This is a genomic window from Pseudomonas sp. NBRC 111119 (assembly GCF_001320125.1).
Taxonomy (GTDB): Bacteria; Pseudomonadota; Gammaproteobacteria; order Pseudomonadales; family Pseudomonadaceae; genus Aquipseudomonas; species Aquipseudomonas parafulva.
Genome location: NZ_BCAV01000070.1, coordinates 16,474 through 41,290, shown reverse-complemented (window position 1 = coordinate 41,290; position 24,817 = coordinate 16,474). Strand labels below are relative to the sequence as shown.

Genomic DNA, 24,817 nt, shown 5'->3' with positions numbered 1-24,817 from the left:
ACAAAATTTAGTCTGCGGTCGCCGGGGCAATTTTCCCGTAGTAGGCCAGTGGCTGTAGAATGGCGTTTTTCCCTGTTCGTGACTTTCAATGACCTCGCCGATCCACACCCTTGAGCAACACCTGCTTGCCGCCCTCGACCCAGCCCCACAAGAAACCCGCCGCCTGTTCCATGGCCGTGGGCGCTGCTGGCCGGGCCTGGAACAGGTCACGGTGGACTGGTTGCAGGGCGTGCTCTCGGTGGCGTTGTTTCGTGAGCCGCCCGATGGCCAGCTGGCAGAGCTGGAGGCCATGCTGCTGGCGCTTGCCAAGCGGCCGCAGTGGGCCGGTGAGGCCATTCTTGTTCAGCATCGCTACCTGCCTGACAGCCCTGGCCAGTGGTTGGTGGGTGAGCCTTGCCAACAGCGCGAGGTGGTCGAAGACGGGCTCACCTACTTGCTGGACCTGGGCGTGCGCCAGAACAACGGCCTGTTCCTGGACATGCGCTACGGGCGGCAATGGGTGCGCGAGCAATCCGGTGGCAAGCGTGTGCTGAACCTGTTCGCCTACACCTGCGGTTTCTCGGTTGCGGCCGTTGCCGGCGGGGCTGAGCAGGTGGTCAACCTGGACATGGCCAAGTCGGCGTTGTCCCGCGGGCGGGAAAACCACCGGCTCAACGGCCACGATGCCTCGCGGGTGGCTTACCTGGGGCACGAACTGTTCAAGTCGTGGGGCAAGGTACGCAAATACGGCCCCTACGACCTGGTGATCATCGACCCGCCCACCTTCCAGCGCGGCAGTTTCGTGCTGACCCAGGATTACGCGAAGATTCTACGGCGGTTGCCTGAGCTGCTGACGCCGGGCGGGACGGTACTGGCCTGTGTGAACGACCCGGCGATAGGGCCGGAGTTCTTGATTGACGGGATGGCGGAGCAGGCGCCTGGCCTGGCGTTTGTCGAACGCCTGGAAAACCCGCCTGAGTTCCCTGATGCGGATTCGGCGGGCGGGCTGAAGGCCCTGGTATTTCGTCAGGCGTAGTCGCGCGGAGGGGAGGGGCGCCGTGGGGCATCGCGAGCAAGTGCGGGCGAGGCCGAACTTGTTCGCGATACCAGGGTGCCGCTTACTGGTTGGTGTAGATCTGGTCAAACACCCCACCATCATTGAAGTGGGTCTTCTGCACTGTGCGCCAGTCACCAAAGGTTTTCTCAACCGACAGGAAATCCACCTTCGGGAACCGGTCGGTGTACTTGGCCAGCACGGTTGCATCACGCGGGCGCAGGTAATTCTGTGCGGCGATTTCCTGTGCAGCAGGTGACCACAGGTACTTCAGGTATTCCTCGGCCACAGCCTGGGTGCCCTTACGGGCTACCACCTTGTCCACCACGCTCACCGGTGGCTCGGCTTCAGCCGAAACGCTGGGGTACACCACCTCGAACTGGTCGCGGCCGAACTCGCGGGCGATCATCTCGGCCTCGTTCTCGAAGGTGACCAGCACATCGCCAATCTGGTTGGTCATGAAGGTGGTGGTTGCCGCGCGACCACCGGTGTCGAGCACTGGCGCCTGCTTGAACAGCTTGCCCACGAAGTCACGGGCCTTGGCCTCGTCACCGCCCTGCTTGAGCACATAACCCCAGGCCGACAGGTAGGTGTAGCGGCCATTCCCGGAGGTTTTGGGGTTGGGCACGATCACCTGCACGCCATCTTTGAGCAGGTCGGGCCAGTCTTTCAGTGCCTTGGGGTTGCCCTTGCGCACGATGAACACGGTGGCAGAGGTGAACGGGGCGCTGTTGTTCGGCAGCCGGGTTACCCAGTTGTCGGGCACCAGTTTGCCATTGTCGACCAGGGCATTGATGTCGGTAGCCATGTTCATGGTGATGACATCGGCCGGCAGCCCGTCGATCACTGCACGCGCCTGCTTGCTCGAACCGCCGAAGGACATCTGCACGTTGACCTTCTCGTTGTGCTCGGCCTCCCAGTGCTTCTGGAAGGCGGGGTTGTAGTCCTTGTAGAAGTCGCGCATCACGTCGTAGGAGACGTTGAGCAGGGTCGGTGCTGCCTGGGCGATGTTGCCCAAGGCAAGGCCGGCGGCGAGCAGCGAGGCGGTGAAGAGCTTTTTCACAGGGCGTCCTTGTTGGCGGTAGGGTGTTGGCACATTGCCTGCGACTATAGCGGCTGGCGATGTTGCCTTTAAAGAACAAAAACGCCTTTGGTTATGCCCGGCTGCACGGTTTTATCGCGGGGTAAACAGCTGGCTGCCACAGCGCGAGCAGAACGCTGCATTGTGCTCGTGGGTGGGTTTGCTGCAGGCAGGGCAATCGTGCTGCAGCTGCTCGCCGCGCATGGCATTGGCAAGCTCCGCAGTGAAGATGCCGGTCGGCACTGCAATGATCGAATAACCGGTGATCATCACCAGCGATGACAGCACCTGCCCCAGGGGTGTTCGCGGCACGATATCGCCGAAGCCGACCGTGGTGAGGGTGACAATGGCCCAGTAGATGCCTTTGGGAATGCTGGTAAAGCCATGCTCCGGCCCCTCGATCACGTACATCAGCGTGCCGAACACGGTGACCAGCGTCGATACACTGACCAGAAACACGATGATCTTCTGCTTGCTGCCGCGCAGGGCGGCAAGCAGGTAATTGGCCTGCTTGAGGTAGGGGCCCAGCTTGAGCACGCGGAAGATCCGCAGCATACGGATGACCCGTACGATCAGCAGGTACTGAGCGTCGCTGTAGTACAGCGCGATGATGCCCGGCACGATCGCCAGCAGGTCGACCAGGCCGTAGAAGCTGAACGCATAGCGCAAGGGCCGGGGCGAGCAGTACAGGCGGGTGAGGTATTCGCACAGAAACACCGCAGTGAAGCCCCACTCCAGTGCCGCCAGCAGGCCGCCGTAACCCCGGTGCACCTCGTCGATGCTGTCGAGGATCACCGTGACGAGGCTGGCGAGGATGATCAGCAGGAGCGTCTTGTCGAAGCGCCTGCCGGCGACCGTGTCGGTCTGGAAGACGATGACGTAGAGGCGTTCACGCCAGGATTGCGGGGTGGGCATAAGGCGCGGGTCCGTAAAGCAAACACCAAGAGTAGAGGATCTGCCGCCTACACGGCAACGCAGCGCCAGAGGCGCTCTAAAAATGCCAGTTTTGTACCGTTGCGGGAGCTGTTACTAATGGCTCCGCGGTGTTCACAGGAGCACGTCAATGATCAATGCTTGCGTTTCGCCTCGGCTCGCCAGGGCCTACACCGTCTATGGTTACCAAGGCCAGACATCAGGCAGGACGTGGCTTGGTTACACCGGTCAATACCTGGATCGCCGATTACAAGGCTACCCGCTGGGGGCTGGGCACCGTTATTACAGCCCCGCCTTGATGCGATTCGTCAGCAGCGACGTCCATAGCCCGTTTGGTAAAGGCGGGCTGAATGCCTATGTATATTGCCTAGGTAATCCTGTGGTTCTGAGTGATCCAACTGGGCAGGTGCCTGTGGGGTCGAAACCAATTGGGCAGGCGCCTGTGAGGTCGAAATTTGAAGGCTTGTGGACCCGAACCCCTCAACAGACATCAGCACCTTCCGCAGTTCCATTATCAAAGGGCAGTGTCAGCCTTGTGAGCGGCAGACCTCAGGTCAATATTGCTCCAGGCGATGTTTTGAATATGCTGAAAAAAGGGAAATGGGTCGACTCGGAAGGCAAGACCCGCCTTGAGTTGCCGTTGGGGAGCCTGGTGCAGGGCTCGGAAAACTCCACGCTTAGGATCTCCCTCACGGAAACCACCGTTACCGTCCCCCACGTGGATGCGGTCAAGACAGCCGTCTCATCAGCAACCACGAAACCTGCGGATGGCACCGTGGCTGTACCGCTGCCTGTGGGGCTGGTACTGCAGTCTGAAAAGAGTGTGTCCTGGAATCATGCAACCTTTCGGGTATCTCATAAAGACCTGGCCAATGAGGTTGTAAGGCAAATCCGCCAATAGCCTGTCGCGAGCTACGGGCTGGCAGTTTGGGCAGATCGTCTAATCGAAGAGCCCCCATGCATAAGCCAGCATGCCATGACGAAAGGCGCGGTCAGCGGAGCAGTCGGCAATAGTTTCCACAGTGACTGCAGCATCACCGCCACGGCGATTGCCGTCAGCGTCGCCAACGGCTTTTCCCCCTGGCGGCTGAACGCCAGCGCCGCCAGCGCCGCATTGAACCCATAAAGGCCCAGCCAGGCTGCCTCCTGCTGCTCGGTGATCAGTGCTACGCCACCGCCGATTGCCGAGCCGATCACGGCCCACAGGGCAGCGTAGGGGTGCGCGATGAACAGGCCGAGGATGATCAGCAGCCCGGCCAATGGCTGGTCGAGCAAAAAGATTTGGCCCACGCCACGCGCCAACCCGTACAGCGGGCCGGCCTCGACAGGGCCGCTTGGCGCAGGGCTGCCAACCAACAGCACGGCCCAGCCCAGCAGCACGAAGGGGGCGGTGTAGGCGACCAGCAGCTTGCCGCCGCGTTTGCGCCATTGGTGGGTGATGATGCTGGACAGGCCCGCCGCGGCGATGATCAGCGGTGGCTGGATGACCGACCAGGGCATTACCGCACTGATCAAGATGCCGATGAGCACGCCGTTGTAGCTGTACAGCCCGGCCTGGCGGTCGGCACGGTCGTAGCCACGGGCCTGTGCGGTCATCAGGCCGGCCAGGGCGCCAAGCAGGGCGCCGCCGACCAGCCCGGGTGCGGTGAGCAAAGTAGCCAACAGGCAGCACAGCCCGCAGGCAGGGCTGCGCAGCAGCAGCACCTGGCTGAAGCCGTTGAGCAGCGCCGTGGCCCAGTCGGGGCACGGGTTGACGAAATGTTTTGTGTACATGGGCAGTCAGCAAGGTTGAAAGAGAAGCGGCGGGCCTCTTCGGGCCTCGATTTGTCCGCAGTCAGGTGCAGTGGGCTAGATCAAGCTCTCGATCCGCAGCGTGTTGGTCGACCCGGGCTTGCCGAACGGCACCCCGGCCGTGATCAGCAACGTATCACCCCGGCTGGCCATGCCTTGTGCCTGGGCGATTTCAAGGGCGGTGGACACCACCTCGTCCACTTGGCGCAAGCGGTCATTGACCACCGAGTGCACGCCCCAGGTCACACTCAGCCGGCGCGCGGTGGCGTGGTTGGGGGTGAGGTTGAGAATGGGGGCGCGGGGTCGCTCGCGGGCAGCACGCAGGGTCGAGGCGCCCGACTCGCTGTAGTTCACCAGCACCGCCACCGGCAGGATGCCGCTGATGCGGCGGATGGCGCAGCTGATGGCGTCCGACACCGTGGCCTCGGCCTTGGGCCGGCCGACGTCGAGCTGGGCCTGGTAGTCGGGACCGTTTTCCACCTGGCGGATGATTTTGCTCATCATCTGCACGGCTTCCAGCGGGTAGTCGCCCGACGCGGTTTCTGCTGACAGCATCACGGCATCGGCACCTTCGGCCACGGCGTTGGCCACATCGGTGACCTCGGCGCGGGTAGGGGCCGGGGAAAAGCGCATGGACTCAAGCATCTGGGTGGCCACCACCACCGGTTTGCCCAACTGCCGGCAGGTGTTGATGATGCGCTTCTGAATCTGCGGCACGCTCTCGGCCGGTACCTCCACCCCGAGGTCACCGCGGGCCACCATGATGGCGTCGGCCAGTTCGGCGATGGCTTGCAGCTGTTCCACTGCCGACGGCTTTTCGATCTTGGCCATCAGGTAGGCCCGGTCGCCGATCAGGGCGCGTGCTTCGGCGATGTCCTGAGGGCGCTGCACGAACGACAGCGCCACCCAGTCCACGCCCAGCTCCAGGCCAAAGGCCAGGTCGCGGCGGTCCTTTTCGGTCAGTGGCGAGAGGTCGAGCAGTGCCTGGGGTACGTTGACCCCTTTGCGGTCGGACAGCTCCCCGCCGGCCAGTACCTCGGTGTCGATGGCGTCGTGGTGCTTGGCGGTGACCCGCAAGCGCAGCTTGCCGTCGTCCAGCAACAGGTCCATGCCGGGTTCCAGCGCGGCAATGATCTCTGGGTGCGGCAGGTTCACCCGATGGCTGCTGCCGGGTGAGGTGTCCAGGTCCAGGCGCAGGGCCTGGCCGCGCTGCAGGTACACTTTGCCGTCAGCGAAGCGACCCACCCGCAGCTTGGGCCCTTGCAGGTCCATGAGGATGCCCAGCGGGTAGTTCAGCTGCTGCTCCACATCGCGAATCCACTGGTAGCGCAAGGCGTGGTCGGCGTGTTCGCCGTGGCTGAAATTCAGGCGGAAGATGTTCACCCCGGCCTCCACCAGCTGGCGCACGTCGTCGATGGTCTTGATTGCCGGGCCGAGGGTGGCCAGTACCTTCACTTTCTTGTCGGGCGTCATGATGGGTTGCTCTCGAGAATCAGGATGGCGCGGAAGTCGTTGACGTTGGTGCGGGTCGGCTCGGTGACGATCAACGCATCCAGCGCGGCGAAGTAGCCGTAGCCGTTGTTGTTGTCCAGCTCGTCGCTGGCGCGCAGGCCCAGTGCCTGGGCGCGGGCATGGCTGCTGGGGGTCATCAGCGCACCGGCGTTTTCTTCCGACCCGTCGATGCCATCGGTATCGCCGGCCAGGGCATACACGCCTGGCAGGCCTTTCAGGCTTTCGGTGAGGCTGAGCAGGAACTCGGCGTTGCGCCCGCCGCGGCCGTTGCCCCGTACGGTGACGGTGGTTTCGCCACCGGACAGGATCACGCAGGGTGCTTTGAGCGGCTGGCCGTGCTGGATGATCTGCCGGGCGATGCCCGCGTGCACCTTGGCCACCTCACGCGACTCGCCTTCGAGGTCGCCCAGGATCAGCGGGCTGAAGCCCGCCTGGCGGGCTTTGACGGCCGCGGCTTCCAGCGACTGCTGGGGCTTGGCGATCAGTTGGAAATGGCTACGTGCCAGGGCCGGATCATCGGCCTTAACGGTTTCTGATGCGGGGTTGTTGAGCCAGTCGATGACGGCTTTGGGCGCATCGATGGCGTAGCGCTTGAGGATGGCCAGGGCATCGGCGCGGGTGCTCGGGTCGGCCACGGTAGGGCCGGAAGCGATCACCGTGGCCAGGTCGCCCGGCACATCGGAAATGGCATAGGTGTACACCGTGGCCGGCCAGCAGGCCTTGGCCAGGCGTCCGCCCTTGATCGCCGAGAGGTGCTTGCGCACGCAGTTCATCTCGCCGATGGTGGCGCCGGACTTGAGCAGCGCCTTGTTGACCTGCTGCTTGTCGGCCAGCGTCAGGCCCTGCGCAGGCAGGGCCAGCAGTGCCGAGCCACCGCCAGACAGCAGGAAGATCACGCGGTCGTCTTCGTTGAGGTTGCCGACCAGGTCCAGCACGCGCTTGGCTACGGCCAGGCCGGCAGCGTCGGGGACCGGGTGGGCGGCTTCGACCACTTCGATCTTCTGGCAGTTGGCCCCATGGCCGTAGCGGGTGACCACCAGGCCGCAGACTTCACCTTGCCAGCACTGCTCGACCACTTCGGCCATGGCGGCTGCGGCCTTCCCGGCGCCGATGACAATGACCCGACCGCTACGGTCAGCGGGCAGATACGGTTCAAGCACCTGGCGAGGGTGGGCGGCGGCGATGGCTGTGTCGAACAGCTCGCGAAGAATTTTTTGCGGATCGACCGACATGGCAGGCTCCCAATTATTGTTGTTTTGCACAATCAAAAACGCCCCTGGAAGTGCCTCCGTGCAGGGCGAACCAGGGGCGGGTGTTGCTCGGTTTCACGGGCCGGCCCGTGATCGCAGGCCAACCAGCGTGTGCTTCAATCGCGAGCTTTGCTCGCTCCTACGGGCCTTATGCTGATCCCGTAGGAGCGAGCGCAGCTCGCGATGAGGCCGGTAGGTTTTATTGTTCGTCGCGAATCGAGAAATTGGCCATGTGTTCCAGGCCCTTGATCAGTGCCGAGTGGTCCCAGTTGCCGCCGCCCAGGGCCTGGCAGGTGTTGAACACCTGCTGGGCATTGGAGGTGTTGGGCAGGTTGATGCCAAGCTCCTTGGCGCCCTGCAGGGCCAGGTTCAGGTCTTTCTGGTGCAGGTTGATGCGGAAGCCCGGCTCGAAGGTGCCCTTGATCATGCGCTCGGCATGCACCTCGAGGATCTTCGACGACGCAAAGCCGCCCATCAGCGCTTCACGCACCTTGGCCGGGTCGGCACCGTTCTTGGCAGCGAACAGCAGCGCTTCGCTGACGGCCTGGATGTTCAGGGCAACGATGATCTGGTTGGCCACCTTGGCGGTTTGGCCGTCGCCGTTGCCACCGACACGGGTGATGTTCTTTCCCATGGCTTCGAACAGCGGCAGTGCGCGTTCGAAGGCTTTCGGGCAGCCCCCGACCATGATGCTCAGGGTGGCGGCCTTGGCGCCGACTTCACCGCCGGATACCGGGGCGTCCAGGTAGGCAGCGCCCGTGGCTTTGATCTTGTCGGCGAATACCTTGGTGGCGGTGGGGGAAATCGAACTCATGTCGATGACCACCTTGTTTGGGCCCACGCCTTCGGCTACACCGTTTTCACCGAACAGCACACTCTCCACCTGGGGGGTGTCAGGCACCATCACAATGATGAACTCGGCTTCCTGGGCCACTTCCTTGGGGTTGGCCAGGGCCACTGCGCCCGCTGCCAGGAGGTCAGCCGGGGCGGCGTCGTGGTGGGTGGAAACGAACAGGCTGTGCCCTGCTTTTTGCAGGTTCTGGGCCATGGGCTTGCCCATGATGCCGGTGCCGATGAAACCGATTTTAGCCATGAGAAATTGCCTCTTTTGTATTTATTGAATCTCGGTAGAGCACGCGGTGCAGGCCTTCTGTGGGAGCGGGTTTACCCGCGAAGCAGACGCCGCGGTGGATGGCACCGGCTGCGCCGGTGTTCGCGGGTGAACCCGCTCCCACAGTGGCTGGTGTCTTCCACAGAATCTGGTGGTTCACACAGGCTGATGCCCGGCCCTCAGATCGCGTTATGGGTTTTCAGCCAGCCCAGGCCGGCTTCGGTTGTGGTCTTGGGCTTGTACTCCGCGCCCACCCAGCCTTGGTAACCGATGCGGTCCAGGTGCTCGAACAGGAAGCGGTAATTGATCTCGCCGGTGCCCGGCTCGTGGCGGCCGGGGTTGTCGGCCAGCTGGATATGGTTGATCAAGGGCAGGTTGGCCTCGACGGTGCGCGCCAGGTCACCTTCCATGATCTGCATGTGGTAGATGTCGTACTGCAGGAACAGGTTGTCGCTGCCCACCTCGGCCTGGATGTCCAGCGCTTGCTGGGTGGTATTGAGGTAGAAGCCCGGGATGTCGCGGGTGTTGATCATTTCCATGACCAGGCGAATACCGGCGGCCTTGAGCGTGTCGGCGGCATAGCGCAGGTTGCCCACGAAGGTGCTGCGCACGGTGGCGCAGTCCGTGCCTTGCGGGCGAATGCCGGCCAGGGCGTTGACCTGGGTGTTGCCCAGCACCTTGGCGTACGCGATGGCCTTGTCGACACCGGCCCGGAATTCTTCCACCCGGTCAGGGTGGCAGGCAATGCCGCGCTCGCCTTGCGACCAGTCGCCGGCGGGCAGGTTGAACAGCACCTGGGTCAGGCCGTTGTCGTCCAGTTGCTGCTTGATGTCGGCAGCGCTGAAATCATACGGGAAAAGGTATTCGACACCGCTGAAGCCGGCGTCGGCGGCGGCCTTGAAGCGGGCCAGAAAATCCTGTTCGGTGAACAGCATGGACAGGTTGGCGGCGAAGCGCGGCATGGTGTGTCTCCTTGCGTAGAAGGCCCCCGGCAGCGGCCTGGGGGCGTGCGGCAGTCAGTCAAGCAGCGAGATGGCGGTGGGCGCGTCATTGCCGACCAGGGCAAGGTCTTCGAATTCGTTGACCGCATTGATCTCGGTGCCCATGGAAATATTGGTCACGCGCTCGAGAATCACCTCCACCACCACGGGCACGCGGAACTCTTCGGCCATTTTTTGCGCCTTGAGCAGGGCAGGGGCGATGTCGCCCGGCTCGAATACCCGTAGTGCCTTGCAGCCCAGGCCTTCGACCACCGCGACGTGGTCGACGCCGTAGGTGGCGGCGTCGCTGGCGTTGATGTTCTCGAACGCCAGTTGTACACAGTAATCCATGTCGAAGCCACGCTGCGCCTGGCGGATCAGCCCCAGGTAGGCGTTGTTCACCAGCACGTGGACGTAGGGCAGGTTGAACTGCGCGCCCACGGCCAGTTCCTCGATCATGAACTGGAAGTCGTAGTCACCAGACAGCGCCACCACCTTGCGCTGAGGGTCGGCCTTGACCACGCCCAACGCGGCAGGGATGGTCCAGCCCAGCGGGCCGGCCTGGCCGCAATTGATCCAGTGCCGCGGCTTGTACACATGCAGAAACTGCGCACCGGCAATCTGCGACAGGCCGATGGTGCTGACGTAGCAGGTGTCCTTGCCGAATACCTGGTTCATTTCCTGGTAAACGCGCTGCGGCTTCACCGGCACGTTGTCGAAGTGGGTTTTGCGCTGCAGGCTGGCTTTGCGCTGTTGGCAGTCTTCAAGCCAGGCCTTGCGGCATTTGAGCTTGCCGGCGGCTTGCCACTCGCGCGCCACCTCCAGCAGCTTGTCCAGGGCCAGGCCTGCGTCCGAGACGATGCCTAGGTCGGGCGTGAATACGCGGCCGATCTGGGTCGGCTCGATGTCGACGTGGATGAAGGTGCGGCCTTCGGTGTACACGTCCACAGAACCGGTATGGCGGTTGGCCCAGCGGTTGCCGATACCGAACACCAGGTCGGACTTCAGCAGCGTGGCGTTGCCATAGCGGTGCGAGGTCTGCAGGCCGACCATGCCGACCATTTGCGGGTGGTCGTCGGGCAGGGTGCCCCAGCCCATCAGGGTGGGTATGACCGGCACGCCGGTCAGCTCGGCGAAGGCCACCAGTTTGTCGCTGGCATCGGCATTGATGATGCCGCCGCCAGCCACCAGCAGCGGGCGTTCAGCGTCATTGAGCATGGCCAGGGCTTTTTCCGCCTGTATGCGGGTGGCCGCTGGCTTGTGCACTGGCAAGGGTTCGTAGGCATCGATATCGAATTCGATTTCGGCCATCTGCACGTCGAACGGCAGGTCGATCAGCACCGGGCCCGGGCGGCCGCTGCGCATTTCGAAGAACGCCTTCTGGAACGCATAGGGCACCTGGCCCGGCTCCAGCACGGTGGTCGCCCACTTGGTCACCGGCTTGACGATGCTGGTGATGTCCACGGCCTGGAAGTCTTCCTTGTGCAGGCGGGCGCGGGGGGCCTGGCCAGTGATGCACAGGATCGGGATGGAGTCTGCGCTGGCGCTGTACAGGCCGGTGACCATGTCGGTGCCGGCAGGCCCGGAGGTACCGATGCATACGCCGATGTTGCCGGGGTTGGCGCGGGTGTAGCCCTCGGCCATGTGCGAGGCACCTTCGACGTGGCGAGCGAGGACGTGATCGATGCCACCGACTTTTTTCAGGGCCGAATACAGCGGGTTGATGGCAGCCCCGGGGATGCCGAACGCGGTCTCTACACCTTCACGGCGCATGACCAGAACGGCTGCATCGATTGCTCTCATTTTGCTCATGATTTGTGCCTCATCGATTTTGTAATTGTATACAACTTTCTATGCGATTCAGTGTATTCATGCCTGAGTCGCCAGGTCAATGGGTTTTCATCGGGTGAGAACGCTTTGCATGAAGCGCCCGTGCACAAAGGGCTTTGCAGAGACGCCTAGGATTGATCAAAAATATTGTATACAAAAATATTCTTGGTTGTGTTCTATTTGGTTCTCGGTTTTCAACTGCCCCCAGGGCGTCTCACAATAAGAAGAGGACCTTTGCATGAACGCTTTGAACCTGAAAGTCGCGGTCAGCCTGGTAGAGGCTGCGCTGGCGGCAGGCCGAACCGTCAACGCAGCGCCGTTGACCGTGGCAGTGCTGGATGCCGGTGGGCATGTGCTGGTATTGCAGCGCGAAGACGGTGCCAGCCTGTTGCGGCCTGAGCTGGCCACGGGCAAGGCCTGGGGCGCCATTGCGCTGGGCAAGGGGTCACGCTTGCTGGCCCTGGATGCCCAGCAGCGGCCGGCGTTTTTTGCGGCGCTCAATGGGCTGGGCGAGCGGCCGGTGGTGCCGGCACCGGGGGGTGTGCTGATACGTGATCAGGAGGGCAGGGTGTTGGGCGCGGTGGGGATCAGTGGCGATACGTCGGACATTGACGAGCAGTGCGCCATCAGTGCCATCGAGGCGGTGGGGCTGCGGGCGGATGCGGGGGTGGTGGCCTGACCAGGCTTGGCCTGGGCTGGCCCTTTCGCGGGTGAACCCGCTCCCACAATGATGGCGCCAGCTCTCGGGTTTTGTGCAAGCCAGTCTCTGCCCCACCACAGCCTCTGCCCTAGGGCTGAATGCCCCTGTGGAAGCGGGTTTACCCGCGAAAGGGCCAGCGCAGTACTCAGGCTACCTCAGGCTCGCAGCCTTTGAGCACCATGCGGATGATGGTTTCGGCAGCAGCGTCGTAGTCGCTGTCGGCCAGCTTGGCCTTGCCGGTCACGGCCGAAATCTGCCAATCGAAGTCGGCATAGGTCTGGGTCGCTGCCCAGATGCTGAACATCAGGTGATGCGCATCCACATGGGCGATCTGCCCATGGTCGATCCAGTGCTGGATGCACTCGATATTGTGCCGTGCCTGCGCATTCAGCTGTTCCACCTGGCTGGGTGACAGGTGCGGTGCGCCGTGCATGATCTCGCTGGCAAACACCTTGGACGCATGGGGCAGGTCACGGGAAATGCGAATTTTCGAGCGAATGTACGCGCTGAGCACTTCCTTGGGGTCGCCATCGGCGTTGAACGGCGTGGAGGCCTGCATGATCGGCGCGATGATGCTCTCGAGCACTTCCCGGTACAGGTTGTCCTTGGACTTGAAGTAGTAGTACACGTTGGGCTTGGGCAGCCCGGCCTTGGCCGCGATGTCGCTGGTCTTGGTGGCCGCGAAGCCCTTGTCGGCGAATTCCTCGCTGGCCGCGCGCAGGATCAGTTCCTTGTTGCGCTCGCGAATGGTGCTCATGGTCAGGGATCTTCCTCGTGTCTGGCCACCTCTAAGAGGGATCGGGCATGGTAGCACCGTGCCTGAAGGGCGCTCAAGGCAGCGGCCTTGGGCCAGGTTTTCGCTCATTCTCACAGATGAATCCCATCATCAACTGCGGCATACCCACTGGCAGCGCTTTGTCTTGATCGGTGTGCCAGGTGTGCCATGTCTTCCCATAGCTATGCACCAGGCGCTCCATCACGGTCTGTTCCGCAGGCGCAGGGATACCTGGAGCGATCAGCTGCCCGTGAATGTGTTCTAGCGATTGCGTAACGTATCCAGTGCAGGTGACCAGACATCATGCCCGCAGCGTTCACACACGACGGAGTCTTGCGGCTCGTGGAAGGTCGGGAAGCCGCAGCTGACGCAGCAGTGCAGGCCAGCGTTCGGTGGTGCCAGGTACTCTGGACGGTGTTCAACGGGCAACACTGACAGCCCTGGCCGGGTGCTATCTGGCCCGTAGAAATACAAGCTGAGATCACCATCGGTTTCAAGTAGGCCGAGCCTGACCTGGCCGAGATGCTCCACGCCTTGCTGGCGTAGCTCCATGAACAGCTCATTGGACGAGATGTTCAAGTTCCGCAGCGAATGGATCTCATACATGCCGTCCTTGACCACTGTGATGGGCAACCCGTCGATCCAGGCCTCACATGTTCTGCTACGCCTCATCATGTAGACGGTTGCGCGGTAGAGCAGCAAAAGCGTGAAGAAAACCACGGCGACCGGCAGGAGGGGTACATCTTCATAGAAGGTGACATCGCCAGCGGCGGAGCCCAAGGTGAGGATCACCACGAGCTCGAAACGGGACAGCTGCCTGATGCCGCGCCGGCCACTGAACTTGAGAAAGAAGAACACGGCCAGAAACGCTGCTGAAACGCGAAGCGCGACCTCAAAGAGAAAAGTGAGTGGGAACTCGCCAATGAGCATCCTTTGTAAATCAAATGAAACCATTCGCTCGATCCCACGGGTGGCTATCGCCTGTTACCGATTGACCGGCAACGCGAGGTCTTGGTTCATGCGCGGCTCCACATGGGGCGGTCAGAACTCTCCAGCCAACAGAGGGTCTCTATCACACCTTGTCAATCAGGGTGCATGACCCGTGGTCACGCGTGTGCTCAAGGCCTCAGGATAATGAGGTCGTCATCATCTACTCAGGACGAAATGGTATGGCTGGCAGCAGCTTTTTTGCATTGTTGGATGATATCGCAGCCTTGCTGGATGACATCTCTCTGATGAGCAAGGTTGCAGCTAAAAAGTCTGCGAGTGTGCTGAGTGATGACCTGGCAGTAAATGCTGAGCAAGTGACAGGTATGAAGGCGGATCGCGAGCTCCCTGTGGTCTGGGCCGTGTTCAAAGGGTCGCTTGTCAATAAGGCGATTTTAGTACCCTGCGCACTGTTGCTGAGTGCATTTCTACCGGGGGCCATCAAGTGGTTGCTGATGGCGGGAGGTCTCTACCTGTGCTACGAGGGATTCACAGCCATTCAGGAGAAGCTGTTTCGGGGCAGTCATACGTCTGATACGGGTGATGCCAAAACCGCGCCTAAAACCAAGGAAGACCTGGCCGCTTACGAAAAACGCAAAATCAAGGGGGCTGTTCGGACGGATTTCATATTAAGTGCGGAAATTACGGTCATCACGTTGAACGTTGTGTCGTCTGCTCCGTTGTTACAGCAGATCGTAACGCTCATTGTTATTTCAGTGGCTATGACGGTAGGTGTTTATGGTCTGGTTGCAGGGATAGTCAGGCTGGATGATGCCGGCCTTGCTTTGCTCAAATCCAAGTCTGAAGGCGGCCTTGGCACGCTGCTGAGAAAAACGGGCGGCGTGTTGGTGGCGTCGGCTCCAGTTCTGATGAAGGCGTTGTCCTGGATTGGAACCGTCGCAATGTTCTTGGTGGGTGGCACCTTTGTGGCTGAGGGCATTCATCCAATCGAGCAGCTTATTGAAGCTACCGTGAGCTCGCTGGGTGGGTGGGTGGCTGCTGCGGCCAAGATGGGAGCCTATGGTGTTGTTGGGGCTTTAGCTGGGATGATCGCCGCCGCTGCGATCGGGGCGATTTCACAGGTGGTGAATGTAATCAAGAAACCGTGATGCTTCAGGCAGTGCGCCCCGCCCACTAAGGTGACTGGCCGGTGCTGCTGCGCCGGCCGCGCACTCAGGTTAGAACAGCACCTTGACCAGGAAACTCATGGTGTTCTGGTCGGTGGTGAAGCCGTCGCTGTCCTTGATCCCGTACTTGTTCTTCCAGTAGTCGTACTCCACACCCACGTACAGCTGCTTTTCGCCCAGGTTCATGGCCTTGCCCAGGTCATACTTGATCTGCGGGTTGAAGTGCAGGTTGGCCTGGTAGGTGCCGCGGCGGTTTTCGTCGTTGTCCACCACCCAGTCCATGTAGCCATCGATCAGCACATCCGACGAGCCCACCGGGATGGTGTACGACCACACAGGCGTGATCTGCCAGACGTTGTCACCTGGGCGGCTGCCGTCGGTGGTGCGCTGGTAGAAGTTCAGCTGGAAGTAGTCGAAGCCCGGGATCGCCAGGTCGAACCCTGGGCCGATCAGGTACGCCTCGGTATCACCTTCGCCAAACTCGTAGGTCATGGCCAACAGCACATCCTTGATGGGGCCGAACTCAAACTTCTGGTCGAAGATCTTGCCGAACGACAGGCGCGGGGTGATCTCGCCGTAGTAGGTGTTCGGGCCATTGCCGCTGTCTTTCTGCCCTTGGTAGAAGATCTTGTCGACGAAGATGAAATTGTCGCCGTACTTCCAGCCATCGGCATGCTCGAAGGTGACGGTTTGCTGGGTCGGCGGGTTGACCTTGAAGTTCTTGCCCCACAGGTAAGTGAGGCTGTTGCTCTGCCACTGCAGCAGGTCGCCACCGAAGGTGGTGCCGCACGCCAGCAGGCCGCCGGCCAGGATCAGGCTGTTGATGATACGCATCGCGTGTGTCGCTCCCTTGATTGGTCAGTTGTCAGCGCTCGTTGATGGCGCTTTTTCTGTCTTTTTAGTCAGCTTTTTTCGTTTGGCCATAGCTGTTTGGCAAGGGTCGCGCCAACTTTTCCAGGTTGGCCGAACCGTCCTGCTCGACGTCGTTCTGAACGGATGAAAAGGGTCTTTCAGGCTGGCAACACGTTGGCCAACCGCCCGAATTCATTGACTGAGCGGTCAGTTAACGCAGGCAGAATCCGTTCTGCCCCGATCGAGGGGGCGCGCAGGTTACTGGCTTGCGCGCCTGGCCTCAAGTGCTCCTTCCTGGCGCACGTGGGTACAAACTTGTGCGTTTGGTCAGCTTCCTAGAAGTGCACCTTGACCAAGGCGCTGGCCACGCTCTGGTTGGTGCTCAGGCTGCCGCGGCTGTCGATGCCGTATTTGTCTTTCCAGTAGCTGTATTCAAAGCCCACGTACAACTGCCGGGCGCCGAAATTCAGGGCCTTGCCCAGGTCGTATTTCACCTGTGGGTTGAAGTGCAGGTTGGCGTGGTAGGTGCCACGGCGGTTCTGGTCGTTGTCCGTGACCCAGTCCATGTAGCCGTCTATCAGAATGTCGGATTTGCCGACAGGCACGGTGTACGACCAGGCCGGGGTGATTTGCCAGACGTTGTCGCCCGGGCGGCTGCCCTCGGTGTTGCGCACGTAGAAATTGAGCACGAAATAGTTGAAACCCGGCACGTCCAGGTCAAACCCCGGGCCGATCAGGTACGCCTCGTTGTCACCTTCGCCGCGCTCGTAGGTCATGGCGAGCAGCACGTCCTTGATCGGCCCGAAGGCCAGCTTGCGGTCTAGGATCTTGCCCAATGACAGGCGCGGGCTGAACTCGCCGTAGTAAGTGGTTACGCCTTTGCCCGGGTCGGCTTTGCCGTTGTAGAAGATCTTGTCGACGAACAGAAAGGTGTCGCCGTACTTCCATTTGTTGGCGTGCTCGAACGTGAGGGTTTGCTGGATATCAGGGTTTACCTTGAAATCCTTGCCATACAGGTAGGTCAGGCTTTCGCCGTGCCATTGCAGCCATTCGCCAGCGTGGGAGGGCGCGTTGGCCAGCAGGCTGCTGCCCAGCAACAGGGACGAGGTGATGTGTTTCATGGGGGGCTCCCGGCCTTATTGTTCTTGTTGGTTGGTTCGGCGGGCAGGGGCGGCATGGCGCCGCCCCGGTCTTCAGTGGGGGTGGCAGGGCGCGTTGTGCGCCGCCCGGTCAGCCCCGCCCAGAATGTTGAACAGCACGTTCAGCACCAGTGCACTGACCGTGGCCATGGCAATGCCGCTGTGGGTGATCGGCTCCATCCACTGGGGCATTTGGGCGAAGAATTCCGGGCGCACCACCGGGATGAGCCCGAAACCCACGCTGACCGCCACCAGCAACTGGTTGCGCCGGTCACCAATGTCGGCTTCCTGAAGAATCTTGATCCCTGTGGCGGTGACCATGCCGAACATGGCGATGGAGGCGCCGCCCAGCACGGCCGGTGGTATCGAGGCAATCAGGAACGCCGCCTTGGGCAGCAGGCTGAGCAGCACCAACAGGGCACCGGCAACCACGGTGACGTAGCGGCAGCGTACGCCGGTCATCTGCACCAGGCCGATGTTCTGGGCGAACGAGGAATGGGTGAAGGTGTTGAAAAACCCGGCGATGAACGAGGCGCCGGCATCGCACAGCAGGCCGCGCCGTAGCATGCCCGGGGTGACTTCCCGGTCGGTGACCTTGCCCAACGCCAGGAACATGCCCGTGGACTCGACGAAGATGATCACTACCACCAGGCACATGGACAGGATGGGCGCCAGGCTGAAGGTGGGCATGCCAAAGTGCAGGGGCGTTACCACCTGCAACCAGGGTGCAGCCCCCAGCCCTGAAAGGTCGACCATGCCGATGGCGCCGGCCAGCAGGTAGCCGAGGCCCATGCCCACCAGCACCGAGACATTCACCCAGAACCCGCGCATGAAGCGGTTGATCAGCAGGATGACCGCCAGCACCAGGCCGGCCACCAGCAGGTAGACCGGCGAGCCGAAGGTGGTGGCCTGCTGGCCCCCACCTGCCCAGTTCACGGCCACAGGGAACAGCGACAGGCCAATGGACGTGATCACGGTGCCGGTGACCAGGGGCGGGAAGAACCGCACCACCTTGGACATGAACGGTGCGACCAGCATGCCGAAGAACCCGGCGGCGATGGTGGCGCCAAAAATGCCTTGCAGGCCAACACCGGGCATGCCGGCCATGGCCACCATGCTGCCGACGGCGGCAAAGCTGGCGCCCATCATCACCGGCATGCGAATGCCCACAGGGCCGATACCGAAGGACTGGACGATGGTTGCAACACCGGCCACCAGCAGGTCGGCGTTGATCAGGAAGGCAACCTCTTCGCGGGACAGCCCTGCGGCCTGGCCAATGATCAGCGGCACCGCGATGGCACCCCCATACATCAGCAGTACATGTTGCAGGCCCACCAGGATGAGTTGGAACAGCGGCAACGGCTGTCGGGGTGGCGCTACTGGAATGTAGGCCTTGCGTGACTTGGACATGCAGCACCTCGAGTTTTGTTTTTATTCTCGGATCCAAGCAGCAGGTATCAGGCGGTACGTTCCAGCACGACATGCTGGGTTACCGCCATGAAACCTGGCGCTCGATGCTTGCTTGTTGCGTAACACAGGCGCGTTGAGGCCTTTGGCTAGCGGCCTCTATGCGCCAGTCAGGTGCTCGGCAAGCCCACCCCTGCAAGGGAATGCCCTCGGGGGTGGGTTGGCCGGCGGGGTGTGGTCAGTTGACTGGGGCGCCTTTGGCGATCCAGTCACCCACCAGCTTGCGCTCTTCGGTGGTCATCTGGGTGATGTTGCCCAGCGGCATGATCTGGCTGGCCACGGCCTGCGCCTGGATGCGCGCAGCCTGGGCCTGGATCTGCTGCGGGGTGTCGAACATCACGCCGGCCGGGGCGGCGCTGAACAGTGGGCTGGTCGGTTTGGACGAATGGCACACGGTGCAGCGTTCCTGGATGACGTTGTGAATCTTGTCGAAACTGTCGCCACCTGCCTGGGCAGCCGCTTGCGCGGGAGCGGCGGCTTCAGCCGGTTTGGCCGCCTGCTCGGCGCGCCGCTCAGCGGCAGTCTTGCCGCCCACTGCCGTGGCCGGCAGTGGCTGGTACTCCACCTTCGCGGCAGCTTGCTCAGGGCTCACGGCCATTGGCCGGGGGCCGGTGACGTAGGCCAGGCAGATCATCGCCAGGGCGCCGGCGGGCAGGGTCCAGGCGTACTTGTTGCTGTCGTGGCGTGTGTTGAAATAGTGGCGGATGAGCACTGCGGCCACGGCGATCCCGGCCAGGATCAGCCAGTTGTACTGGCTGCCATAAGTGCTGGGGAAGTGGTTGCTGATCATGATGAACAGCACCGGCAAGGTGAAGTAGTTGTTATGGCGCGAACGCAGCAACCCCTTGGCCGGCAGCAAAGGGTCGGGCGTGGTGTTGTTCTCGATCGCCGCCACCAGCTGGCGCTGGGCCGGCATGATGATGCGGAACACGTTGCCGACCATGATGGTGCCGATGATGGCGCCTGTGTGCAGGTAGGCGCCACGGCCGCTGAACACCAGGCTGAAGCCCCAGCAGGCCGCGATGATCAGCACGAACAGCACCGCACCCAGCAGCATGGGCTTTTTGCCCAGCGGCGAGTCGCAGAGGAAGTCGTAGACGAACCAGCCGGCCACCAGCGAACCGATACCGATGGCCACGCCCTCGGCGCCGCTCAGGGTACTGCCCGGGGCCAGCAGGTACAGCGTTGGGTTCCAGTAGAACACCACGCACAGCAGGGCAATGCCGGACATCCAGGTGAAGTAGGCTTCCCATTTGAACCAGTGCAGGTTCTCGGGCATTTTCGGCGGTGCCAGCTTGTATTTTTCGAGGTGGTAGATACCCCCCCCGTGTATGGCCCACAAATCACCCGACAATCCATCGCGCGGGTTGCTGCGGTTGAGGTTGTTTTCCAGCCAGACGAAGTAGAACGATGCACCGATCCAGGCCACGCCGGTGATCATGTGAACCCAGCGAATGCTCAGGTTCAGCCACTCGTGAAGGTGTGCTTCCACAGTATGTACCTCTTGCCGACCACAGCCCCGGGACGATGACGGGGCATGACCGACCTTTTCTTATTGGTGGGGATTGAGGATCAGCATCTGCTCCTCGCTGAAGTAATGCTCATCGCAGTTGTTACCTGCACCACTGCGATCAACCACCAGGAAGTCATCCCGCTTTTCGATCGTCAGCACCGGGTGGTGCCAGACGCCGCGATGGTAATTGACGCCCTGCCTGCCATTACTGCGGAAGGCACGGACCAGACCTGATACAGGTGCATCGCCAACGGGCGCGACCACGATCAGAAAGGGGTTGCCGAGCAGCGGGATGAAAGCCTGGCTGCCCAGCGGATGGCGTTCCAACATGCGCACGGTCAGCGGCATGTCCAGCGCTTCGGCGCGGAAGATGCTGATGATGGCGTTGTCTTCAGGCTCGGCGGTTTCGACCGTGGCGAGCTTGTGAAAGCGCATGGTCGAGCCGTTGTTGATCATGAAGTGGTCGCTGCCATCGGTTTCGATCACGTCACCGAAGGGGGCGAAGGCTTCTTTGGTCAGGGGCTCGATCATCAGGGTGCGCATGCGGTTATCTCTTCTGTTGTGCGTTGTTCTAAAGAATCGTCGGGGGTTACAGCTGCTGCAGGCGGAACAGGGCAATCTGGTTGATTTGCGTCAGCGCTTCGCGGAACTCGGCTTCGGGGTCGTTGTGAATACGCTGCTCGAATGCGGCCAGTATCTGGTGCCGGTTGCTGCCACGCACCGCCATGATGAACGGGAACTGGAACTTGGCTTTGTAGGCATCGTTCAGCTCGGTGAAGCGGGCGAACTCTGCCGCAGTGCACTGGTGGATGCCCGCACCGGCCTGTTCGTTGGTGCTCGATGCCGTCAGCTCGCCTTGCACGGCAGCCTTGCCGGCCAGATCCGGGTGGGCGTTGATCAAGGCCAGTTGGTCAGCGTGCGGTGCATCGAGCAGGATAGTGCTCATGCGCTGGTGCAGTGCTTCGACCTGGTCCAGCTCATGGGGCTGGCCCAGGTCGTACGCCTTTTCAGCGACCCAAGGCGAATGTTCGTAGATGTCGGCAAATGCCTCGACGAATGCTTCGCGGCCCAGGGTGGAGGGTTGGAGGGTGTTGAAAGCGGTCATCAGGCGTTCCCTTTGCGGTACGGGTGGGTGGCGTGCCAGTGGCGTGCGATGTCTACGCGCCGTGCAAACCAGACCTGCTCATGGCTCTTGGCGTAGTCGACGAAGCGCTTGAGCGCTGCCAGCCTTGCCGGGCGACCTACCAGGCGGCAGTGCAGGCCGATGGAGAGCATCTTGGGCGCTTCGGCGCCCTCGGCGTACAGCACGTCGAAGGCATCCTTCAGGTACTGGTAGAACTGTTCGCCGCAATTGAACCCCTGCACCTGGGTGAAGCGCATGTCGTTGGTGTCCAGGGTGTACGGGATCACCAGGTGCGGTTTGCCGGTCGGGTTGCGGGGCTCCCAGTAGGGCAGGTCATCGTCGTAGGTGTCGCTGTCGTACAAAAAGCCGCCTTCTTCCATTACCAGGCGGCGGGTATTGGGGCCGGTACGGCCGGTGTACCAGCCCAGGGGGCGCTCGCCGGTGATTTCGGTGAGGATGCGGATGGCTTCGAGCATGTGCTCGCGTTCCTGGGCCTCGTCCATGTACTGGTAGTCGATCCAGCGGTAACCGTGGCTGCAGATCTCGTGGCCGGCTTCGGCCATGGCGCGGATCACGTCAGGGTGGCGCTGGGCTGCCATGGCCACGGCGAAGATGGTCAGCGGCACGCCGCTGTCCTTGAACAACTTGAGCAGGCGCCATACCCCGGCGCGGCTGCCATACTCGTAAAGCGACTCCATGCTCTGGTTGCGCACACCCTGCAGCGGCTGGGCAGCGACCATTTCCGACAGGAAGGCTTCGGATTCCTTGTCACCGTGCAGGATGTTGCGCTCGCCGCCTTCTTCGTAGTTCAGCACGAAAGACAGTGCAATGCGGGCATTGCCTGGCCAGTGCGGGTGAGGAGGGGTGTTACCGTAACCGATCAGGTCGCGAGGATAGTCAGCGCTCACTGCAGTCTTCCTTCTTGTGCGTTTGTGCGGGGGTGGGCGGGCCGCGTCGCTGTGTCGCACCACCGGATGGGCTGATTGTATACAACTTATGAAATCTTTTGTAAGCCTGTTTTTCCGCATTTCTGCCCATTTGTCGCGTTCTGAACACTTGCAAGAAACCTGCCTGAATGGTCAGTTAATAATGCACGCCCCTGCGAGCCCGCTGCAACCAAGCCGCTTCCTGAGCTGAGACTATCGGTTTCTGGATGAGGCAGAAAATTGTGTACAATTATGGCTTCAACTGTCTTAATGACACCCGTCAGGCACACTGCGTGCGCTGTTGCGGTGCAGCGGTTGTGTACATTTTGCCCATTGATGAACAAGAGGCCACAAGCAGATGGGACGTTTGACCACGCACGTACTCGATGCCGCCCACGGCTGCCCGGGCAGCTCCATCAAGGTGGAGCTCTACCGCGTTGAAGGCCAGCAGCTGGAGCTGGTAAATACAGCGCTGACCAACAGTGATGGCCGCGTCGATGCGCCGCTGCTGCAAGGCGACAACTACCGCACGGGTGTGTACCAGCTGCAGTTCAGCGCAGGTGACTATTACCGCGCCCGCGGCACGCCATTGCCGGCCCAGGCGTTTCTGGATGTGGTGGTGCTGCGTTTTGGCATTGATGAACAGCAGGAGCACTACCATGTGCCGTTGCTGATCTCGCCGTACAGTTATTCGACTTACCGGGGGAGTTGATAGGTCGTAGCCGGTATCTTCGTAGGTCCTTGCCCGCTCTCACACTGGCGGGCCTTTTTTGCCCCGTATCGTGTAGGCCTCCGTAAACACCCCTCCCATCTTGTACATCGTGTGATCGTGGGCGGATGCCAGAACTGCACTGGCACTGTTCATTACCGCACCCGCTACTGCGTCTGGTCGACGTCGCGCCAGTGCCTTTTCGGCCCACCGGCCTGCGGACCGCGCAAACTTGAAGGTGTCCGACCATTCCTCATTCCAGCTATCGGATACATATTGCTCTGCCTGTCGGTACCCCACACTGCCGTTACCGTTGCTGGCAAGTGTCCGGTTCGTGATCTTCAGGCCCCGGTTGAATACCCGGTTGCTGACCGCTACCCGTTGGTCCAGCATCTGTCGGGCAGGGGAGGCGTCTTTCAGGGTGAACTCACCTGGGATCATTGAATGCTTGATGGCCGAAACAAACTCCGCAACCAACTCTCGATGCTGGTAAACATAAGCGGTCAGCCCAGTCCCCGCTGACACCGTGAGCGCAGACCTTGGCGTTATGCGTCTCGCGCTGGAATAGGCCATCGCAAACCAGCGGCTTTGCCCGGAGGTATCCTGGTAATTAATGGGATCTCCTTCGCAATAGGCATACGCGTTAACACCACCCTCCCCGAATGGGCTGTGGCTGTCTGGGCTATGAAACCTCCCGCACCTGGGGTTGTACAGGCGGTGCCCATTGCCGAGGTGATAGACGCCTGAAACGGTGTCACGGCATTCGCCGTTGAAACCCGTTACTCCGCAGTTGATTCTGGCGTAGCCATAGGGCGTATAAGCGTTAGTCATAAAATACATTGAGCACGTCCTCTAGAGCCGAGTGAGCGCGGCGGGCATTCGTTGAACGTATCATCCAGTGGCTACACTGCGCGCCCTGCGAATCCTTCCTACGATGTCAGGTACCTCGGAGGAGGCCAGCGAGTAGACTTTAATAACGTCCGGCGAGGGCGTGCCATACGGTGCATTCGGGTAAAGGGGTACGGGTTGGTGAGAGACAATTTGATAGTGTAGGAACTCGCTCGGCCTGCCCCTTAGTAATGACCCGAAGTCCATGATGGGGGCAGCTTTTACTGGGCCCCTGTAGCCGGTCGTGGTACCCCCCGTGACCCATTGCAACTCTTCAATAAATGAGGGCAACCCCGAGCCTCTTGGGTCTGCAGAGAAACACGCGAGAATGTTCTTGTCCTTGGTGGACAGGTCAACACCGTGTTGGTACATATGCTCTGCGAAGGGTTCTGCCCTGAGGATCTTGGGAGTGCGCGTACGGTTGGCATTCATGGGCGCAACTGAGCCGGGAAGCCCGTGGCCCATGATCAGTTCGGACGGCACCCCATTTTGATCAATTTGATAGTTGATAAAGCCGCCCCTACGACGCCAGAGATTGGTGACAGCACTTACGCCTCGCCCCGTGGTTCGGCCTAACGATTGGATGCCTATGGGCACAGGCGAGCGACCGTCTGGGTCGGTCCTATTCACCACGTCCCCCCCTAGGAATGCGTAAGCGTTCAGCCCGCCTGCACCGAAAGGGCTCACGTAATCAGGTCTCAGAAAGCGCATGGCCATCGGGCTGTACCATCTATAACCATTGCCGTAGGGGTAAAGGTGTGTGAGACGATCGAGGTGCAGGCCTGCAAAGCCGATTTCGCAAGATGATTCCGCTGGCAAATACCCATAAGGGCTAAACGCCTGGAGAAAACCCGCGACCTGTAATGCAGAGCCTTGGCGGTCAGCACACACCTTGCGTACAGCGCCCTCGTCATCTTGCAGCGCAAGCGTCTGGCCACTGGCTCGAATGATGGAAGTATGCGAATGGTGTTTGTTCAGGCTACGGAGCGCCTCGCCTTGATAAAAATAGATCATGCTGGCTCTGCTCCACCTAACAGTCATCTGAAACTGGACATTGACGAGGCGGCGAGAGGCCAGCAACTGGCAAAAT

The 24,817-nt window shown here is 61.4% G+C and carries 24 protein-coding genes and 1 pseudogene; 5 read left to right on the top strand and 20 right to left on the bottom strand.

Going from position 1 to position 24,817, the window contains the following annotated elements; all coding sequences use genetic code 11:
• Positions 1-88 precede the first annotated feature (88 nt).
• The gene (locus APH25_RS23300; protein WP_060483544.1) at positions 89-1,015 is read left to right on the top strand and encodes a class I SAM-dependent methyltransferase; all 927 of its coding nucleotides are present in this window, start codon (positions 89-91) and stop codon (positions 1,013-1,015) included.
• Between the two features lie 82 nt (positions 1,016-1,097).
• Here the strand turns inward: APH25_RS23300 and APH25_RS23295 are convergent, their stop codons facing one another.
• Both APH25_RS23295 and APH25_RS23290 read right to left on the bottom strand, forming a co-directional pair.
• Positions 1,098-2,096 (bottom strand): sulfate ABC transporter substrate-binding protein, encoded by a 999-nt coding sequence (locus APH25_RS23295; RefSeq protein WP_028632126.1) that lies wholly within the window; start codon positions 2,094-2,096, stop codon positions 1,098-1,100.
• 111 nt (positions 2,097-2,207) lie between these two features.
• The gene (locus tag APH25_RS23290) at positions 2,208-3,029 is read right to left on the bottom strand and encodes an ion transporter (protein WP_060483543.1); all 822 of its coding nucleotides are present in this window, start codon (positions 3,027-3,029) and stop codon (positions 2,208-2,210) included.
• A gap of 148 nt (positions 3,030-3,177) precedes the next feature.
• Here APH25_RS23290 and APH25_RS25260 point away from each other — a divergent pair, with 148 nt between their 5' ends.
• On the top strand, positions 3,178-3,948 hold the full coding sequence (locus APH25_RS25260; RefSeq protein ID WP_082428421.1) for an RHS repeat-associated core domain-containing protein: 771 nt from the start codon (positions 3,178-3,180) through the stop codon (positions 3,946-3,948).
• A gap of 11 nt (positions 3,949-3,959) precedes the next feature.
• Here the strand turns inward: APH25_RS25260 and APH25_RS23280 are convergent, their stop codons facing one another.
• The 6 genes from APH25_RS23280 to gcl form a co-directional block, all read right to left on the bottom strand.
• On the bottom strand, positions 3,960-4,820 hold the full coding sequence (locus tag APH25_RS23280) for an urea transporter (protein WP_060483541.1): 861 nt from the start codon (positions 4,818-4,820) through the stop codon (positions 3,960-3,962).
• A 75-nt stretch (positions 4,821-4,895) separates the two neighbouring features.
• Complete coding sequence (gene pyk / locus APH25_RS23275) at positions 4,896-6,311, bottom strand: pyruvate kinase (RefSeq protein ID WP_060483540.1); 1,416 nt, start codon at positions 6,309-6,311, stop codon at positions 4,896-4,898.
• Positions 6,308-7,582: a glycerate kinase gene (locus APH25_RS23270; protein ID WP_060483539.1), complete on the bottom strand. Its 1,275-nt coding sequence runs from the start codon at positions 7,580-7,582 to the stop codon at positions 6,308-6,310. Before APH25_RS23270 ends, pyk begins: the two co-directional genes overlap by 4 nt.
• A 217-nt stretch (positions 7,583-7,799) precedes the next feature.
• A complete protein-coding gene (locus tag APH25_RS23265) occupies positions 7,800-8,693 on the bottom strand; it encodes a 2-hydroxy-3-oxopropionate reductase (protein ID WP_060483538.1) in 894 nt (297 codons plus the stop codon).
• 197 nt (positions 8,694-8,890) lie between these two features.
• Positions 8,891-9,673 carry a hydroxypyruvate isomerase gene (gene hyi / locus APH25_RS23260; RefSeq protein ID WP_060483537.1) on the bottom strand — a complete coding sequence of 261 codons (783 nt, stop codon included), beginning with the start codon at positions 9,671-9,673 and terminating at the stop codon, positions 8,891-8,893.
• A 54-nt stretch (positions 9,674-9,727) separates the two neighbouring features.
• A complete protein-coding gene (gcl, locus tag APH25_RS23255; RefSeq protein ID WP_028632133.1) occupies positions 9,728-11,503 on the bottom strand; it encodes a glyoxylate carboligase in 1,776 nt (591 codons plus the stop codon).
• 256 nt (positions 11,504-11,759) lie between these two features.
• Between gcl and APH25_RS23250 the strand changes: the two genes are divergently transcribed.
• Positions 11,760-12,200, top strand: a complete 441-nt coding sequence (locus tag APH25_RS23250) for a heme-binding protein (protein WP_028632134.1) — start codon at positions 11,760-11,762, stop codon at positions 12,198-12,200.
• Positions 12,201-12,366: 166 nt separating this feature from the next.
• On the opposite strand, the gene APH25_RS23245 is transcribed toward APH25_RS23250, so the two are convergent.
• The 3 genes and pseudogenes from APH25_RS23245 to APH25_RS23240 all read right to left on the bottom strand — a co-directional run bounded on the left by APH25_RS23245 (position 12,367) and on the right by APH25_RS23240 (position 13,950).
• Positions 12,367-12,978, bottom strand: a complete 612-nt coding sequence (locus APH25_RS23245) for a TetR/AcrR family transcriptional regulator (protein ID WP_028632135.1) — start codon at positions 12,976-12,978, stop codon at positions 12,367-12,369.
• 94 nt (positions 12,979-13,072) lie between these two features.
• Positions 13,073-13,246, bottom strand: a pseudogene (locus tag APH25_RS25250) (DUF1264 domain-containing protein); the annotation flags it as partial.
• Between the two features lie 11 nt (positions 13,247-13,257).
• Positions 13,258-13,950, bottom strand: a complete 693-nt coding sequence (locus tag APH25_RS23240; RefSeq protein WP_060483536.1) for a DUF421 domain-containing protein — start codon at positions 13,948-13,950, stop codon at positions 13,258-13,260.
• A 215-nt stretch (positions 13,951-14,165) separates the two neighbouring features.
• On the opposite strand from APH25_RS23240, the gene APH25_RS23235 reads away from it, so the two are divergent.
• Positions 14,166-15,092, top strand: a complete 927-nt coding sequence (locus tag APH25_RS23235; RefSeq protein ID WP_060483535.1) for a DUF808 domain-containing protein — start codon at positions 14,166-14,168, stop codon at positions 15,090-15,092.
• Positions 15,093-15,161: 69 nt separating this feature from the next.
• Here APH25_RS23235 and APH25_RS23230 read toward each other — a convergent pair whose 3' ends face one another.
• From APH25_RS23230 to puuE, 7 genes are all read right to left on the bottom strand, one after another.
• Positions 15,162-15,944, bottom strand: coding sequence for an outer membrane protein OmpK (locus tag APH25_RS23230; RefSeq protein ID WP_060483534.1), 783 nt, complete (start codon positions 15,942-15,944; stop codon positions 15,162-15,164).
• 353 nt (positions 15,945-16,297) lie between these two features.
• Positions 16,298-17,083, bottom strand: coding sequence for an outer membrane protein OmpK (locus APH25_RS23225; protein WP_060483533.1), 786 nt, complete (start codon positions 17,081-17,083; stop codon positions 16,298-16,300).
• Positions 17,084-17,155: 72 nt separating this feature from the next.
• Complete coding sequence (locus tag APH25_RS23220) at positions 17,156-18,511, bottom strand: nucleobase:cation symporter-2 family protein (protein ID WP_060483532.1); 1,356 nt, start codon at positions 18,509-18,511, stop codon at positions 17,156-17,158.
• A 235-nt stretch (positions 18,512-18,746) separates the two neighbouring features.
• Complete coding sequence (locus APH25_RS23215) at positions 18,747-20,060, bottom strand: urate hydroxylase PuuD (protein WP_060483531.1); 1,314 nt, start codon at positions 20,058-20,060, stop codon at positions 18,747-18,749.
• A gap of 60 nt (positions 20,061-20,120) precedes the next feature.
• A complete protein-coding gene (locus APH25_RS23210) occupies positions 20,121-20,624 on the bottom strand; it encodes an ureidoglycolate lyase (RefSeq protein WP_060483530.1) in 504 nt (167 codons plus the stop codon).
• A gap of 46 nt (positions 20,625-20,670) precedes the next feature.
• Positions 20,671-21,186 (bottom strand): 2-oxo-4-hydroxy-4-carboxy-5-ureidoimidazoline decarboxylase, encoded by a 516-nt coding sequence (gene uraD, locus APH25_RS23205; protein ID WP_028632142.1) that lies wholly within the window; start codon positions 21,184-21,186, stop codon positions 20,671-20,673.
• On the bottom strand, positions 21,186-22,112 hold the full coding sequence (gene puuE, locus APH25_RS23200; RefSeq protein WP_060483529.1) for an allantoinase PuuE: 927 nt from the start codon (positions 22,110-22,112) through the stop codon (positions 21,186-21,188). Before puuE ends, uraD begins: the two co-directional genes overlap by 1 nt.
• Before the next feature lie 376 nt (positions 22,113-22,488).
• Here puuE and uraH point away from each other — a divergent pair, with 376 nt between their 5' ends.
• Positions 22,489-22,842 (top strand): hydroxyisourate hydrolase, encoded by a 354-nt coding sequence (gene uraH, locus APH25_RS23195; protein ID WP_060483528.1) that lies wholly within the window; start codon positions 22,489-22,491, stop codon positions 22,840-22,842.
• 39 nt (positions 22,843-22,881) lie between these two features.
• Here uraH and APH25_RS23190 read toward each other — a convergent pair whose 3' ends face one another.
• Together APH25_RS23190 and APH25_RS23185 are read right to left on the bottom strand one after the other, a co-directional pair.
• Entirely contained in the window at positions 22,882-23,679 is a 798-nt protein-coding gene (locus APH25_RS23190) for an RHS repeat-associated core domain-containing protein (protein WP_177331219.1), read from the bottom strand.
• 51 nt (positions 23,680-23,730) lie between these two features.
• Positions 23,731-24,741 (bottom strand): RHS repeat-associated core domain-containing protein, encoded by a 1,011-nt coding sequence (locus APH25_RS23185; RefSeq protein WP_060483526.1) that lies wholly within the window; start codon positions 24,739-24,741, stop codon positions 23,731-23,733.
• Between the last annotated feature and the right edge of the window lie 76 nt (positions 24,742-24,817).

Excerpts from the sequence above, each read along its gene's own strand:
- APH25_RS23290 (WP_060483543.1), bottom strand. The coding sequence starts at position 3,029 with ATGCCCACCCCGCAATCCTGGCGTGAACGCCTCTACGTCATCGTCTTC.
- APH25_RS23230 (WP_060483534.1), bottom strand. The coding sequence starts at position 15,944 with ATGCGTATCATCAACAGCCTGATCCTGGCCGGCGGCCTGCTGGCGTGC.
- APH25_RS23270 (WP_060483539.1), bottom strand. The coding sequence starts at position 7,582 with ATGTCGGTCGATCCGCAAAAAATTCTTCGCGAGCTGTTCGACACAGCC.
- APH25_RS23280 (WP_060483541.1), bottom strand. The coding sequence starts at position 4,820 with ATGTACACAAAACATTTCGTCAACCCGTGCCCCGACTGGGCCACGGCG.
- APH25_RS23245 (WP_028632135.1), bottom strand. The coding sequence starts at position 12,978 with ATGAGCACCATTCGCGAGCGCAACAAGGAACTGATCCTGCGCGCGGCC.
- APH25_RS23240 (WP_060483536.1), bottom strand. The coding sequence starts at position 13,950 with ATGGTTTCATTTGATTTACAAAGGATGCTCATTGGCGAGTTCCCACTC.
- APH25_RS25260 (WP_082428421.1), top strand. The coding sequence starts at position 3,178 with ATGATCAATGCTTGCGTTTCGCCTCGGCTCGCCAGGGCCTACACCGTC.
- APH25_RS23220 (WP_060483532.1), bottom strand. The coding sequence starts at position 18,511 with ATGTCCAAGTCACGCAAGGCCTACATTCCAGTAGCGCCACCCCGACAG.
- APH25_RS23210 (WP_060483530.1), bottom strand. The coding sequence starts at position 20,624 with ATGCGCACCCTGATGATCGAGCCCCTGACCAAAGAAGCCTTCGCCCCC.
- APH25_RS23190 (WP_177331219.1), bottom strand. The coding sequence starts at position 23,679 with ATGTATTTTATGACTAACGCTTATACGCCCTATGGCTACGCCAGAATC.
- APH25_RS23235 (WP_060483535.1), top strand. The coding sequence starts at position 14,166 with ATGGCTGGCAGCAGCTTTTTTGCATTGTTGGATGATATCGCAGCCTTG.
- pyk (WP_060483540.1), bottom strand. The coding sequence starts at position 6,311 with ATGACGCCCGACAAGAAAGTGAAGGTACTGGCCACCCTCGGCCCGGCA.
- uraH (WP_060483528.1), top strand. The coding sequence starts at position 22,489 with ATGGGACGTTTGACCACGCACGTACTCGATGCCGCCCACGGCTGCCCG.
- APH25_RS23265 (WP_060483538.1), bottom strand. The coding sequence starts at position 8,693 with ATGGCTAAAATCGGTTTCATCGGCACCGGCATCATGGGCAAGCCCATG.
- gcl (WP_028632133.1), bottom strand. The coding sequence starts at position 11,503 with ATGAGCAAAATGAGAGCAATCGATGCAGCCGTTCTGGTCATGCGCCGT.
- APH25_RS23225 (WP_060483533.1), bottom strand. The coding sequence starts at position 17,083 with ATGAAACACATCACCTCGTCCCTGTTGCTGGGCAGCAGCCTGCTGGCC.
- APH25_RS23185 (WP_060483526.1), bottom strand. The coding sequence starts at position 24,741 with ATGATCTATTTTTATCAAGGCGAGGCGCTCCGTAGCCTGAACAAACAC.
- APH25_RS23250 (WP_028632134.1), top strand. The coding sequence starts at position 11,760 with ATGAACGCTTTGAACCTGAAAGTCGCGGTCAGCCTGGTAGAGGCTGCG.
- uraD (WP_028632142.1), bottom strand. The coding sequence starts at position 21,186 with ATGACCGCTTTCAACACCCTCCAACCCTCCACCCTGGGCCGCGAAGCA.
- hyi (WP_060483537.1), bottom strand. The coding sequence starts at position 9,673 with ATGCCGCGCTTCGCCGCCAACCTGTCCATGCTGTTCACCGAACAGGAT.
- APH25_RS23300 (WP_060483544.1), top strand. The coding sequence starts at position 89 with ATGACCTCGCCGATCCACACCCTTGAGCAACACCTGCTTGCCGCCCTC.